The sequence below is a fragment of the Agaribacter flavus genome, from assembly GCF_042646125.1.
Classification (GTDB): Bacteria; Pseudomonadota; Gammaproteobacteria; order Enterobacterales; family Alteromonadaceae; genus Glaciecola; species Glaciecola flavus.
The window spans coordinates 258,204-272,768 of sequence record NZ_JBHRSW010000029.1 but is presented as its reverse complement, the minus strand read 5'-3'; the positions used below and the strand labels follow the sequence as shown (position 1 = coordinate 272,768).

At 45.9% G+C, this 14,565-nt stretch carries 9 protein-coding genes and 1 riboswitch; of the genes, 2 read left to right on the top strand and 7 right to left on the bottom strand.

Features of this window, described 5'->3' with window-relative positions:
* Positions 1 to 96: 96 nt before the first annotated feature.
* The 6 genes from ACFOHL_RS14210 to ACFOHL_RS14185 form a co-directional block, all read right to left on the bottom strand.
* A complete protein-coding gene (locus tag ACFOHL_RS14210; protein ID WP_376920896.1) occupies positions 97 to 1,941 on the bottom strand; it encodes a TonB-dependent receptor plug domain-containing protein in 1,845 nt (614 codons plus the stop codon).
* A 147-nt stretch (positions 1,942 to 2,088) separates the two neighbouring features.
* A riboswitch (cobalamin riboswitch) is annotated at positions 2,089 to 2,269 on the bottom strand.
* A 98-nt stretch (positions 2,270 to 2,367) separates the two neighbouring features.
* On the bottom strand, positions 2,368 to 3,267 hold the full coding sequence (locus ACFOHL_RS14205; protein ID WP_376920895.1) for a cobalamin-binding protein: 900 nt from the start codon (positions 3,265 to 3,267) through the stop codon (positions 2,368 to 2,370).
* On the bottom strand, positions 3,267 to 3,881 hold the full coding sequence (gene cobO, locus ACFOHL_RS14200) for a cob(I)yrinic acid a,c-diamide adenosyltransferase (protein ID WP_376920894.1): 615 nt from the start codon (positions 3,879 to 3,881) through the stop codon (positions 3,267 to 3,269). The genes ACFOHL_RS14205 and cobO overlap by 1 nt, the downstream gene beginning before the upstream one ends.
* A gap of 191 nt (positions 3,882 to 4,072) precedes the next feature.
* Positions 4,073 to 5,608, bottom strand: a complete 1,536-nt coding sequence (locus tag ACFOHL_RS14195) for a cobyric acid synthase (protein ID WP_376920893.1) — start codon at positions 5,606 to 5,608, stop codon at positions 4,073 to 4,075.
* 8 nt (positions 5,609 to 5,616) lie between these two features.
* Positions 5,617 to 6,636: a FecCD family ABC transporter permease gene (locus tag ACFOHL_RS14190; protein WP_376920892.1), complete on the bottom strand. Its 1,020-nt coding sequence runs from the start codon at positions 6,634 to 6,636 to the stop codon at positions 5,617 to 5,619.
* Positions 6,626 to 7,444 carry an ABC transporter ATP-binding protein gene (locus ACFOHL_RS14185; protein ID WP_376920891.1) on the bottom strand — a complete coding sequence of 273 codons (819 nt, stop codon included), beginning with the start codon at positions 7,442 to 7,444 and terminating at the stop codon, positions 6,626 to 6,628. Before ACFOHL_RS14185 ends, ACFOHL_RS14190 begins: the two co-directional genes overlap by 11 nt.
* 42 nt (positions 7,445 to 7,486) lie before the next feature.
* Between ACFOHL_RS14185 and ACFOHL_RS14180 the strand changes: the two genes are divergently transcribed.
* Both ACFOHL_RS14180 and ACFOHL_RS14175 read left to right on the top strand, forming a co-directional pair.
* Positions 7,487 to 7,720 carry a hypothetical protein gene (locus ACFOHL_RS14180; protein ID WP_376920890.1) on the top strand — a complete coding sequence of 78 codons (234 nt, stop codon included), beginning with the start codon at positions 7,487 to 7,489 and terminating at the stop codon, positions 7,718 to 7,720.
* A gap of 186 nt (positions 7,721 to 7,906) precedes the next feature.
* The gene (locus tag ACFOHL_RS14175; RefSeq protein WP_376920889.1) at positions 7,907 to 11,404 is read left to right on the top strand and encodes a ThuA domain-containing protein; all 3,498 of its coding nucleotides are present in this window, start codon (positions 7,907 to 7,909) and stop codon (positions 11,402 to 11,404) included.
* A 41-nt stretch (positions 11,405 to 11,445) separates the two neighbouring features.
* Here ACFOHL_RS14175 and ACFOHL_RS14170 read toward each other — a convergent pair whose 3' ends face one another.
* Positions 11,446 to 14,553, bottom strand: coding sequence for a CHAT domain-containing tetratricopeptide repeat protein (locus ACFOHL_RS14170; RefSeq protein ID WP_376920888.1), 3,108 nt, complete (start codon positions 14,551 to 14,553; stop codon positions 11,446 to 11,448).
* Positions 14,554 to 14,565 lie beyond the last annotated feature (12 nt).

The window sequence follows — 14,565 nt, the reverse complement described above, 5'->3', positions numbered from 1 at the left end:
GGATGGGTTTATCGCGACTTTATTGTTTGCAAACCCTGTTCATTGATGAGGCGCTGCCGAAGCGCTGTCCTTAACCTGTCTAAGAAAGGTCAAACACTAAAAGTGATATTTAAGCCCGGCATTTAATGCTGCGCCAGACGTATTAAATGCGGCAAGATCTTGATACTCCGTATCAAACGCATTTTCGATACGAGCAAACAGCAGTAAATTGTCATCTACTTGGTATCTTGCACTGATATCTACAAGGTCGTAATTGGGTAATTCACCACCAATATCAGTAAAATCACGCACAAAACGCATGTTGGCTGTAAATTGCAAACGATTGAGCGAGTAAGATAAACCGATGTTCGCCAAATGCTTAGGCCGCCTCAAGCGCTGTTCACCCGAGGTGTCTTCGGTATCGTTGTAAGTATAGTTTGCGGTCAGCACCAATTCATCTGCCAAGCTCTGATTGATGATGACTTCCAGCCCTTCTGAAAAAGAAGTACCAATGTCTTGCAAATAGCCCGAAAAGCCCGACAAATCAAAAAAGATGCTGTCTTCAATTTTTTGATCAAAATACACTATTTCATAGCTTGAGCCCTGATCATTGGTGTACCCAACACCAAACTCGTAACCTTTGCTTTGCTCTTCTTTTAGCTGAGTTTCTGACGCTGGCGCAAAAGCAAAGGGGCCGCGATTGTATTCCACTTCAAAAACACTTGGTGCTCTGAATCCGGTGCCATAACTCGTGCGTAGTTTAAGCTCGCCCTCTGCTAGCGACCAAAGCTTTGCTGCGCTTAAGCGGTAACTTAAATGTTCACCAAAATCTTCGTTATCATCATAACGCGCACCGGCAGTTAAAAAGGTATCGCTCAATACCTCGCTTTGATACTCAACGTAATAGCCCTTTTGAATACGCCCTTGGTTGGCAGTAGAAATAACTTCTTTTTCCCAGTCAAATCCCCATACTAATTGACTATTGTCGCCTATTTCAGCATTACCAATATACTCAAGCCTTTCAGCAAAGCCCTTTGTCAAAAAGCTCGCTATCCCTTGGTTAAAGTTTTCGCGTTCTACAAGGGTTTTCACTAGCGCAACTTGGTGGTTGGTATCGCCATGCTCATACTCTGCATGAAAACGGACATTGTCTTGATGAAAATCAGAGGAGCAAAGATGAGTAAAGCTATCACCAAAACCACAGGCATCAAACTCGCCTTCTCCATCATTCGTTCGAGCCACAAGCCCAAGGTGTAAGTTATCACTCACTTTATAGGCAAGGCGGGTATGAATGGTCGTATTGTCGTAGCCGTCATTATCAGCCAACTCAGTATCACTTACACGAGCATTAAAACCTTCGGTACTGTAGTCGGCAGCCGATATGTAATACTCCAGCGAACCTGAGGTGCCACCTATTTCTGCACTAAGATTGCGACTTTTGTAACGCCCTGCTTCGGCCGTCACACTACCAAACATGCCCTCTTGCTGACGACCCGTTGACACATTTATCACACCACCAGCATCAGCACCGTATACCAAGCCTTGGCTGCCTCGTAAAATTTCTACCCGTGTAATATTACTGCTCACTAGATGAGCTAGTTGAGGCTGCACTTGCACACCTGTCGGGTCTGAAATGTCGACACCATCTATCCTCACGAGGGTGCGATAACCTTCTTCCCCTCTCACACGTAGCGAAGAAACCGAGCCAATTCCACCACTGCTAGAGGTATTGATAGCTACTTGCGTGCGCAAGGCCTCGACGAAACTAACATAGCCGCGTTGCGCTAGATCTTCTTCGGTAACCACCGATATAGAGGTTGCGACCTCTCGTAGGGGCATGGCAATACGACTAGAAACAACCACGATGTTTTCTACAGATTCTTCGAAGTTTGAAGATTCTGCCAACACAAATGGTGACGACAAAGCCACTGAAATGGCTAAAGATATTTTATGACATTGCATATGTCTTCCTTAATCTAATTAGGCGATCAAGGGAGGGAAATGGAAAGCGCGCACATAAAATACGCACAACGAGTGAGCCAAAGACTGATCCGCTTAGCATTCCGATGAAGCCCTCCGCTTCATTCAAAAAAAGCAACGCTTGGTTGCGCATGTACTGAAAAATAGGCCGGTATCGGGCTCAGCTTAAATACAGCTTTACCGTTGCGGGGGCAGCGGTGGAATTGCTTTGAACATACCAAACTTGCTCAGCATCACCACACTTCCCGTTTACCCTGTCCCGATCACTTTGGTTTGGCAATCGACAGGCACCTAAAACAGCGCGCGAACGATACTAAGTCACGGCAATAAAGTCAACGTTGTGTGTGAGGACCGAGGTTCTTTTTAGTGCCAAAAATAGTCTCAAAAAAGCGCAGAGACCTAACCCCCCTACAAACCATACACTCGGCGGGCAGTGTCTATCTGTTCGCACAGTAGGGTCAGTTCATCTAGCATGCGGCGGGTCATGCGGTGCACCTTGTCAGCATTGGGTTGTAATATTTGTTGGTGTTTTACTGCGGGAATTTTAGGCCATTGTTGCCATTGAATACTGTCTGGATTTTCTACCCCCGCTGACAAAGCCTGAATGATGATTTGCGGTTGATATTCCAAGACTTTCTCAAGTGCAACCTGAGGATAATCCTCTTTTGCATCGACAAAAGGGTTTCGAGCACCACAAAGCGTAAGCTGTTGTTGCGGCCATGCATTAGCAGCAACGGTGCGAAGGGGGCGAGGCCACAATTCATAAAAAACCGATATCGGCGCAGCTTCTTGATATCGCTCGCGCAAAGCAGATAATCGAGCGCTGTATTCCTTAGCCAATTTACTTGCTCGTGTTTGTCTTCCGGTCAGTTCACCCAACATATTAATTTCGCTCTCAACGTCTTCTAGGCGCGTTGGATGAGAATACACAATGTTGATCCCGTACTTTTTAAGGCGGGCAATATCGTCAGAAGGGTTGCCTGTTTTCCATGCGATGACAAAATCAGGCCGAAGCTGCAAAATTTTTTCGATTTGCAAACGTGCATAGTTACCGACTCTCGGGATAGCCTTTGCGGCTAGGGGATAGTCTGCGTGCTCTGATGTGCCAATGATTTGCGCACCAGCACCGATGTCGAACATGGTTTCCACTATATGCGGTGCAAGCACGATGAAACGAAGATCTTGTTTTTCTTCGTTACTTAAACCGTTATCCCTGCTAACACTTGTGTTAGCCAAGCTACTGGCTGCAAGATACGGCGCAGCGCCTAACAACACTACGCCTAGCCACAATTTGAGATATCGAAGCATTACCAGTCAATACCTTTTTGTGCTTTAATACCATTGTCAAAGGCGTGTTTGAGCGGTTTGACCTCACTTACTGTATCAGCCATGTCGGTAATTGCACGGTGACAAGCCCGCCCAGTCACAATAACACTCTGATCTTTTGGTCGTGAAGCCAAAGTTTGCAGTACCTCTTCTAAATCTAGGTATTTGAAACTCAGCATATAGGTAATTTCATCAAGTAAAACCAAATCGATGTTGGGATCAGCCAGCCATATCTTAGCCTGCTCCCACGCTTCTTTTGCAGCTTTGATATCGGTATCTTTGTCTTGTGTTTCCCACGTAAATCCCGTTCCCATCACATGAAAAGGCACACCACACTTTTGCAATAAATCACGCTCACCGCAAGGCCATGTCCCTTTTACAAACTGCACAACAGCAGCACGCATACTATGGCCTACCGCTCTTGCTACGGTGCCAAAACCCGAAGTCGATTTACCCTTTCCATTACCTGTAATGACAATAAGAATACCGCGTTCTTCTTGTGCCTGTGCAATACGCTCATCGACTTTCGCTTTTTGTTCCTGCATGCGCGCACGGTGTTTTTCTTTGCTGCGTTGTGCTTTATCTTCTTCGCTCATTCTACTTCTCATTTTGGTTAACTCAGCATGTGCAAGTGCAATTTAAGAGGGAGGAGGGAGAGGGGAGAGCGAAAAAACAAAGCCTCAAAGGCATGGATGCCTTTGTGGAGGCCCCATGGATGGGTGTATAGCGTCTTTGTTTTTTCGCTCTCCCCTCTCCCTCCTCCCTCCTAAATTGTACTTGAACTTGATTAGTTTTGGTTTAGCTTGGGTAAATATTGCGCGAGCTTTTGCCAATCAAGGTGTTGCTCGCAAGCCTGAGCCAATCGCTCTATTTCTCCCTCTTGGTGAGCATAGTAATCCTGAATGATACGGGTTTGCGCCCCAGCCCACGACAATATTGCCTGCAATGCGAGGGGATCATCAAATATACCATGCAAATACGTACCGGCCACTTGCCCATCGGCAGACACACAGCCCTCTCTGTACAGGCCTTCAGACTCGTTATCACTGACCAAGTAGCAAAATGGCTCGGCCTCTGTGCTTAGCTCAGATACCCCTACATGAATCTGGTAGCCTTTAAGGGGCACTTGTGTGTCAATGTGTGCTTCTTGGTAAGAACCACAAGTACCGCGCAACTGCAAATAGCCCACATTGTGTGTGAGCTGCTTTTCTTTTGCCAAGCTTGTCACAATCGGCAAGTACGCTAAACCTTTGCTTTCTCCTGCCTCATCTTCAATACCATCGGGATCGTTGACGCTCTCACCAAGCATTTGATAACCGCCACAAATGCCTAATAATTTTCCGCCGTAACGCAAATGTCGCTGAATATCGTTATGCCAACCTTGTGCCCTTAACAAGTCAAGATCGGCACGCACATTTTTACTGCCCGGTAAAATAATAAGATCAGCCGCGGGGAGTTTACTGCCTTGAGGCACCAAACATAAATCCACGTCTGGATGGATACGCAGCATATCAAAATCAGTGTGATTACTGATGCGACTAAAAACCGGCACCACAATTTTTATTTTGCTCTTTGCAAGTGTTTGCTCAATCTGAATGGCATCTTCTGCAGCCAGCTGTAAATTGTGCAAATAGGGCAAGACACCCAAAACAGGCTTGTTGGTTCTCTCTTCAAGCCAAGTTAATCCAGAATGCAGTAAAGCAATATCACCGCGAAATTTGTTGATGACGAAGCCGACTATCCGATTTTGCTCAGACTCACTGAGTAGCGCCAGAGTACCCACAAGCTGCGCAAACACCCCACCCTTGTCAATATCCGCGATAAGGATGACGGGACAATCCACCGCTTCAGCAAAGCCCATATTGGCAATATCCCGATCTCGTAGATTAATCTCTGCAGGACTACCCGCCCCCTCTACCACAACGAGATCATAAGTCGATGTTAAACGCTTGTGCGAAGCTAATACCGCTTCCATTGCGATTGTTTTGTACTGGTGGTAAGGCGCGGCTTGCATATCCCCCACCGATTTACCGTGTACAATGACTTGTGCCCCAGTATCCGACGAGGGCTTGAGTAAGATTGGATTCATGTCAACGTGCGGTTCAACACCTGCCGCTTGTGCTTGCACGGCTTGAGCGCGACCAATTTCGCCACCGTCTTTTGTCACCGCACTGTTGAGCGCCATATTCTGGGGTTTAAATGGCGCCACTTTATAACCTTTGTTTCTTAAGCAACGACACAAGGCAGCAACAAGCATGCTTTTGCCCGCATCAGACATGGTGCCTTGTACCATCAATGTATTACTGCTTAAGAAATTGGGCATGGCTCCATTCACCTTCGTTGACGCATAGCCAACAAAAAGAAGACACTGCCAATTGCTGAGGTAATAATGCCGATGGGGAGTTCTTGCCCATCGACCGCCACGCGCGCAACAATATCGACTGCCACCATAAAGATACCGCCCAATAAAACACAGGCCAGCATCAAGGAACGGCTAGTGACACCCATCCACCGCCGTGCAATATGCGGGATCATCAAACCGACAAAACCTATTCCACCGCAATAAGCAACCACACAAGCACTCAAACCAGCACAAATTACTAAGCAAACAATGCGCAATATTTTTACATTGACCCCAAGCGTGCTGGCATTTTGGTCACCCATGAGCAAAGCGTCGATTTGTGGTCCTAAAAGGGTCAACAAGCCAACACTGACCATGACTACAGTTAACATCAACCATGCGTACCAAGACTCGGCGCGAGCAAGACTACCCATGAGCCAAAAGATCACTTGATTGGCGGCAAGCGGGTCACCAATGTATAGAATAAAATGGCTCAGTGCGCTCAACATAAACGACACGGCTACTCCTGCCAGCAGCATATGTTCTACTCTGCGACCAAAGCTAGTGCGAGCCAACACCAGTACAAGGCTTATCGCAAGCAAAGCACCTAAAAATGCTGCAAGCGGCAAGGCAATACTGTAGGCCGTGTCCTGCGCTTCGCCACTACCCGAAAACATATTCCCTATCAAAACCGTGCTTATCGATGCACCTAAGCCAGCACCCGATACCACGCCGAATAGGTAGGGATCCGCCAGGCCGTTTCTCGTCACGTTTTGGAGCGTGGCACCAGCCACTGACAACGCCGCCCCCACCAAAAAACCAACCATCACTCGTGGAAAACGTATTTCCCAAAAAATAACGCTACTCAATTCGTCCGAACAACCCACAAGCAAGCACTCTGTGATGTCTGACAAGCTCAAATCGGCGGCACCAAAAAACAAAGAGAAAAACGGCACGATAAGCGACAACAACAATAAAAAAAACCAAGGCAAGCCTTTGCTATATTTCATGCTTACTTTGTCCTTGGGCTGCCTGGAAACTGGGTTCAAAATGCACCTGTATCAGCCCAGTCTTACTTTGATTGACCTGACAAGGCACTCTAAAAACATCGCTTAATAAGCTGGGGTTTAATACCGATTTGGTTTCACCAAACGCTATGCATTTACCTCGATTCAAAAGGAGTAAGTACTCACAGTAGTTAGCCGCTAAATTCAAATCGTGTAAACTAACTACCGCCGTTTTTTGCTGTGAATGGCAAAGGGAACGCAACAATTGCAAAATTTGATGTTGATAGTAGACGTCCAAATGATTGACAGGTTCATCCAATACCATTAGTTGCGCCTCTTGCACGAGCGCACGGGCAATTAAACAGCGCTGCTGCTCACCACCGGACAACTCGTTAAAGGGTGACGCACGTTTGTCCCGTAGCCCAACACTGCTAATGGCGGCATTGACTTTTTCTTCATCTGCTCGACTACCTAATGAAAACAAAGGTTTATGTGGCAATAAGCCCATTTGTACAACCTGCGCTAAAGTCAAAGCAAATACATTGTCATTCATTTGGTTTACCACAGCGATTTGCTGTGCGCGTGATTTGCTGTCGAGCATGCGAACATCATGATCATTCCATTTGAGCATACCGGTAAAATCGACTTGCCCTGATAAGCATTTAAGTAAACTCGTCTTACCGGCACCATTTGGCCCCAACACACCCAATATACGACCAGACTGCAGTTGCAAACTGATATCGCGCAGTATGGTTTTGTCGTTAATATCTAACGATATATTGGATGCTATGAGCGTTGGCTCAACTGCCATGGATAAAGACCTATCTTTTGATTTTGGTATTTGCAACTGCGCTTGGCTGATCCCTTACACACTGCCTGCCAATACCGTTTTAATTGTTATGAGGGCAAACCTCATAAAACAGCCGCTAAAGCTTACCAGCCTTTACTCGGCTTGAATACTGGCGTATTGCATTTACGCGCTGGTCGTGGGCAAATTAATACCAACACCCGCCATATGAAAAACCACAAGAAAAAAATCAAAGTTGATCCCAAATCTCATAAGCTCAGCCCAAAGCCAAGCATGTAAAGGCTTCTCGGCACATACGATGTAAATTTGTTGTTAAACACCATTGACAGTGATTTTTGCTTTCGTACTATGCCTGTCTACGTTTTTGATTTTACTAAAAGCCGTGTTTATCTATTGCTGCCAACTCATCACACGACTAGTGCCAGATAGAAAAGACACAGCCAATATGAAGTAAGGTAGTTGCCGATGAACTTGTTGAGAAAATGCCGCTATGCTTGTGTCGCATTCGTCTTATTTGGATTAGCTGCATGCAAGGCTGACAACACGCAAGTCAGTACTAACAAAACGCCAAGTGACAACAATGCAGCTCAACACCTGTTGATCTTTACCAAAGTTGAAGGCGATACCCTCGTGAGCGAGGCTTCTATCACTGCAAGTGCAAAAGCCTTGTCGTCGGTATTAGACAAAAATGGGATAACGAGCACGATTTCAAACGACGCCTCGCTGTTTAACGACAATACCCTACAAACTTATTCTGCTTTGGTTTTCTTAAACACCAGTGGCGACATACTCAATCCGGCACAACAGATTGCAATGGAGCGTTACATCCAAGCGGGCGGTGGATTTGTGGGAATCCATGGCGCAAGCCAAACGGAACAAGATGGCGATTGGTTTTGGTATCGACGCCTACTGGGCGCCAGTTATAAGCAACATGCGACAATTCCATCCAATGTTCAACAAGCGGCTGTAAAAGTCGTCAATCAGTCTCACCCTGCCACTGCGCACATCAGCAACAAAATCAGTCTTGCCGACCAATGGTTAGAGTTTAGCCACCTTTCACCACTGCGCAATGACCTGCTGCTGATAGACCCAAATACATACAATCGCAGTGATTTTTTGAATGAAGGCACAAGTAATTCACCAGATGCCTATTTGCCGATATCTTGGTATCAGGACTTTGATGGTGGGCAGTCTTTTTACTCTGGTTTGGGGCATCGCGAACATCACTACAATAATCCAGACTACGTTAAGCACATCTTGGGCGGCATTAAGTATGCGATAGGCGATAACATACGCGATTATCGCCGGTCGCGACCAGAGCCAAACCGCTTTGTGAAAGAGGTCTTGTTAGACAATCTGAATGAGCCTTTGAGTTTGGATATCACCCAAGATGGCAGTGCTGCCATTTTTATCGAGCGCAAAGGTAAGGTTTGGTGGGTTGATCTGGCGACTCAGACAAGCAAGGAAATCGGCGATATTGACGTGTTTTCGGCAGAGGGCTTTGGTGAATTTGGTTTAGTCGCCGTCGCGCTCGACCCTAGTTTTACTAGCAATAAACATGTTTACTTGATGTATAACACTGCGTCACCAATAGAGGGCGCAGGCCCTTTGCAACGCGTATCTCGCTACACCCTAGTCGAAGGCAAGATTGATTTATCTACTCAAGTTACGCTATTGGATTTTGCGAATACAGACACCTGTTGCCACACTGGTGGAAATATGGAATTTGATGCCAAAGGCAATTTGTTTATTGCCACGGGGGACAACACAAACCCGTTTAAGTCTGCAGGAGTAGGACCTGCCGATTTCAGAGAGGGACGCGAAGCCCACGATGCCTATCGCGCCTCAGCAAACACACAAGATTTACGAGGAAAAATTTTACGCATTACCCCCAACGCAGAGGGCGGCTACACCATTCCAGCTGGTAACTTGTTTAGTGATGCGTCTGAAGGGCGTCCAGAGATTTACGTAATGGGTACCCGAAACCCCTACACCATTGCCTTTGACGAAAAAGAGCAAACGCTATATTACGGTGACGTCGGTCCCGATAGTAAAGCTGCCAATTTACAGCGTGGCCCCAAAGGTTATGACGAAATCAACAAAGTTCAGCAGGCGGGCAACTTTGGTTGGCCCCTGTTTATTGCCAACAATAAAGCATACCGTCAGTATGACTACGCCACCGGCGTATCAGGTGAATGGAACAACCCGCTTAAACCGATAAATACCTCACCACGAAATACCGGGCTTGAGGTTTTGCCGCAAGCACAGCCGGCTTACATCTGGTACCCCTACAGCCAATCTGAGATTTTTCCTGAATTAGGCGCGGGTTCCCGCAACGCCCTAGTTGCCGGTGTATATCGCCATGTTGCGCATACGGATGCACTGCCAGAGTATTATGAAGGCGGATTGTTTATCGGCGATTTTATGCGACGCTGGGTCAAAGTCGTGTTTAGCGATGACACAGGCGATATTTATAAAATCGAAGACTTCGCTTCTGACGCCGAGTTCGCAGCACCTATTGACCTAAAATTTAGTCACCAAGGTCAGCTTTACGTGCTGGAGTACGGTTCAAAATGGCATACACGTAACGCCGATGCCCGACTATCTAGAATCGTATACACAGGCAATGGCAATCGCGCGCCACTTGCTAAAATAGATACCCAAACGCGTCATGGATTAGCACCCCTATCGGTTGAATTAAACGCAAAGCAAAGTACCGACCCAGACAATGATCCACTCACCTACACTTGGAAGGCCGTGGCTCTTAAAGCACAACAAAACCCAGAAGACGCCGATTTTTCGGGCGCAGTCATCGACCAAGCCACAGGAAATACGGCAATATTTACCTTTGCGAACAAGGGTAAATACGCGATTGAGCTTCGCGTGACAGATGGTGATGGTCTAAGCAACGCTACGACGCAGGTAGTGGAAGTAGGCAACGCTCCCCCTCAAATCAATATAGCAGTTGAAGGTAATCAGAGCTTTATTTGGCCAAACGAAAACCGCAACTACAGGGTGAGCATAAGTGATAATGAAGATGGCGAGATAAGCCAAACTAGCGAAGCCTTTGAACGTGTTGATATTCGCTTTGCTAAAGTGGGCACCAAAACCAAAGCGCAAGCAGTTGGACACCTAGCCGCTAGCGATCCCTTAGGTCCCGGCCGTGCGCTCGCCAAAAAACATTTATGTATTGGCTGTCACCAAGAGCAAGCCCAGTCGGTTGGCCCCGCCTTTCAAGCCATTGCTGACAAGTACAAAGCGCTCGATGATCCTATCGCTTATTTGGTAACAAGTATTGCGGCTGGCAGCACAGGAAAATGGGGACAACACCAAATGCCTGCGCATGATTTTTTGGCAGAAGATATCCGCTCATCCTTGGCGCAGTTTATTATGCAGTTGAAATCCAAAGAACCAAGCCTTCCACTAAACGGTGTATTAACTGCGGGTGAAACACAGGCAAGTTATCAATTACTCGCAAGTTACAGTGACACAGGCGCAGAAGGGCTATCAAGTATTACTGAAAAAGCCACCTACACCCTCGCTTCACCCAAAATCCCAGCAGCCGTGCTCAAAAACAACAAGAGCGGCGCATCAGGCAGCAAATACCTTGGTGGCAAAGACAAGACCATCGTAAGCTCAGGCCAGCGCGCAGTCCTCCCCTTGGGCAAACTCGACTTACGCGATGTTGCTGGCCTAAGAGTTGAACAAAAATATCGCCATTGGCTACCCAACGGCGCCGTGTTTACGCTACATCAAGGTAGCCCAGAGGGAATCACAATCGCAAAGGCGAGTACGCAATACGCAGCAAGCAAAGTAGATGCCCTTGTGTACACAGAATTAAGTTTTACAGAAGCAGTCAACGAGAAAGACGACTTGTACTTAGTAATCAGCTTAGCTGAGGTCGCAAACGACAAGCGCACAGCAAATATTAGCGCGGTGGAGTTTGTTCAAGCCAAGCCGTAATTCAGTGAGCCTTGTTTTCAACTTTTCAACGCGCTTTGTGTTCAACGAGCAGGGCGCAAGTTGATTGTACGCTGTGACTTGGCGGCGGCGGTATAAATAAACCCTGCCCAATATTTAGGTTCGTTGTAGCGACGACTGCTGATAAACTTGATCTTAGCGCTTTGTAGTGCCTTAGAAATATTGCCATTGTGGCTTTTTAGGGCTTGATAAAAGTGCTTCATAAAATACGCAGTGGGTTTGTCTGGCACCTTCCACAAGGTGCTGATTACCCCACCTGCACCGCGACTTAACAAACCATTGGCTAAACCGCTAAACCCTTCAGACGCAATTAAGCGACCTTTGTTAGTTTCGCAGCCACTGACAACAACCAGTTGCGACGAAAATTCATGGCTGAGCAATTCTGACAGGGTTAAAAACCCGGGTTGTTGCGTGTTGTCATCTACATTAGCAGAGGTCGCCAAACCGACAATATCGGGGTGAGCCTCCGAAAAGTACCCATGCGTGGCAATGTGCAGAACGGTTGCCGAACGAAACTGCTCAGAAAGCAAGGTTTCGTTGGTGGCCTCTTCACCCGTTGCAATACTGATTTGCGCATCGGGATACAGTGATTGAATGTCGCGAATTTCTTGTCGCGTCCAAGGTAAACTTTCAAGCTCGCCGCCCCAACTGCGTAAACTCTCCGCTGCCGTCATCATACGCGTTGCCTCATTTTCACCTGCTTCAAGCTCCTCAAATGGGCTAAACACCGGATCGGCAAACAAGGCAAAACTGATCGCCTGTGCGCTATCGTGCGTGTCGGCCGGCTCTCGCGCCTTCAAGTATTCCGAAATCGAATAGGTATAACTCAAGTCGTAGGCACTGACCATGGGAGAATAAGGGCGCTGAATATGCGTATTTAAGTCAATCGCTGAAAACGGAATTTTATGTAAAGAGCCATCTGCCACAAGTAAAATAGAGCTTATGTGCGGGTTTTCGCGCAGCGCAGACGGGATCAGCCAAGATAATCCTTTAAACACATCCGTCATTGAGCTGTCATGCGCTTCAGACGACGCCAAGGCCGCAATCGAGGCAAGACGCTCGGGTGTTTTTTCAAGGTAATCAAGCTTACTACTGTCTTGGCTAATACTCATCACAAGATAAAAATTATCGGTTTCTTTGTAGCGCAATACCATTTCGTCTGGCGATAATTCTTTTTGAATATCACTGAGCGAGAGTGCGCTATTGACCAAACTTTGCTTAGGCTTATTTAAATAAGCAGAAAACAACTGCTCCTTGGCAATGTCCAATTGTGCCTGAGTGCGTGCCGCTTCACTTGCATCGTCGAGCATAACTAAGGCTTTTTGTTTATCGATGTAATCTCGCCACAATCGATTGCTATTATTGAGCACTGCCTCGTTTGTTTCGTCCTGCCTTCTGTACCTAAAATTGGTTGCCTGAAAGCGCTCAGTTAAGCCCAAAATATTAGCGATCATCGCCTCGCTTTGTTGCGTGCTGTTTGGAGTGTTTTCACCAAAGCCCTTGTCTTTGCTGGTAAGTAAATAGTCGATATAAGCGTTAACAAGCTTATTGGTTTTAATCGCCCAAAAAGGTCCATTGGTATGCTCGTCTAGACTGGCTTGAATGGATTCAGCAATATGCAAAGCACGATTAAACACACGATTAATATCGGCATGGTCACTCGCTTTACCTTGGACTTTAGCGCGCAATTTAGCGTAACGCATAAACTGATTCGGGTATTTTGCTAGGTTGTCGATATTGCTTTCGATTGAGTGAATGCGTTCACGTAAACGAGCACTTTCCTTGTCTACCAAATACGCCTGAAAAATATTTATCTCGGCGCGAAAACGTTCTTCTTCTCCCTTAATTATGTGCAAAGAATCAAGCGCTAGATTGGCATAGTCTAGTGCTTTATCTTGTTGGTTAAGGTGCCAGTGAATGTTGCTTAGATCAGAATGTATTACCCCAACACTATTTGAGCGTTTTTCTCTATAAAAACGCTTAACGCTATGCAAAATCTTCAACGCTTCTGAGTAATTGCCATTATCAGATAAAGAAATCGAATAAAACCTTTTTGCCACGTAGTAATCATAAGCTAAGCCTAACTGTTCACTCTTCTCAACTGAACTATAAAAATATCTCAGTGCAGAGCCTTGATCCCCCGTGTAGTAATATGTCATAGCCAAGTTAAAAATAAGAGAAAAAGAAATGCCTGTAGCTTTCTCAGCCTCGACTTCAATTAACCCATTTCTCAACACATCTTGAGCTTCTGAAATGCGCCAAGCTTCTCTATATGCTTTACCTAAATTATTCCTGACATTCAATGCCCCCGTATGATCGCCAGCTGAGTTTGAATAGGAAAGAGCCAACTCATAGACCTCGATAGCTCGTAAGTACTCGGAACTCAAAATATAGTAAGGAGCCAGAAAGTTAAGAACTTCCGCCATCAAACGATTATTCCCAAACGCCTCAATTACGCTCAATGATTCTTCCAATCTAATTTTTGTATCTACAGGTATGTTTCCAGCCTTGTTTATTCTAGCTTCGATTGCTTTGTTAAAAGCTATAATAGCATTCACTCTAGCCAAATTTAGTTGGTGTTCAGGAAGAGATGACAACAAAGCACCGTATTCAGCAAATAAAATACCAGCGTTTAAAAAATCTTGTTGACGAAAAGCAAGTTCTGCTTTTAAACGCAAAAACATTGCGTAGTTATCATTTAATCTTGTTAAAGGTTTGGAGTTCAGTATAGATTTTGCTCGTTTATATTTCTCTTCTTCCAATAAACAAGCTACTAAATAGAATAAGACTTCAGTCTGAGGGTACTCGGAATAGACCTGTTCGAGGAGAAAAACTGCATCATGCCGATTAGATACTATACCTGTCTTCCAAAGCTGTGCGGCCTTAGATAAGCTCCGGTAGATATAGACATCTGCTTGGGAATCAACGTCAATACTTTCCACACTAATATTGCCATTTGACTTTGATTGGTATGTTTGTTTTACCCAAACACCAATATCCGATTCTTTTGTCCCATTTGGGATAACTAGATATTCAGGAAAAACTAATAACAAAGGACCGTTTTGCTCATGAACAAAACGACCCTCTATGGTTAATGCAACACTAACATCTTCAGTGTAGGACTTAAGCATTAATACTTGCTC

Bases quoted from the DNA above. Each gene is read 5' to 3' on its own strand.
- ACFOHL_RS14210 (WP_376920896.1), bottom strand. From the start codon at position 1,941: ATGCAATGTCATAAAATATCTTTAGCCATTTCAGTGGCTTTGTCGTCA.
- ACFOHL_RS14205 (WP_376920895.1), bottom strand. From the start codon at position 3,267: ATGCTTCGATATCTCAAATTGTGGCTAGGCGTAGTGTTGTTAGGCGCT.
- cobO (WP_376920894.1), bottom strand. From the start codon at position 3,881: ATGAGCGAAGAAGATAAAGCACAACGCAGCAAAGAAAAACACCGTGCG.
- ACFOHL_RS14195 (WP_376920893.1), bottom strand. From the start codon at position 5,608: ATGCCCAATTTCTTAAGCAGTAATACATTGATGGTACAAGGCACCATG.
- ACFOHL_RS14190 (WP_376920892.1), bottom strand. From the start codon at position 6,636: ATGAAATATAGCAAAGGCTTGCCTTGGTTTTTTTTATTGTTGTTGTCG.
- ACFOHL_RS14185 (WP_376920891.1), bottom strand. From the start codon at position 7,444: ATGGCAGTTGAGCCAACGCTCATAGCATCCAATATATCGTTAGATATT.
- ACFOHL_RS14175 (WP_376920889.1), top strand. From the start codon at position 7,907: ATGAACTTGTTGAGAAAATGCCGCTATGCTTGTGTCGCATTCGTCTTA.
- ACFOHL_RS14170 (WP_376920888.1), bottom strand. From the start codon at position 14,553: ATGCTTAAGTCCTACACTGAAGATGTTAGTGTTGCATTAACCATAGAG.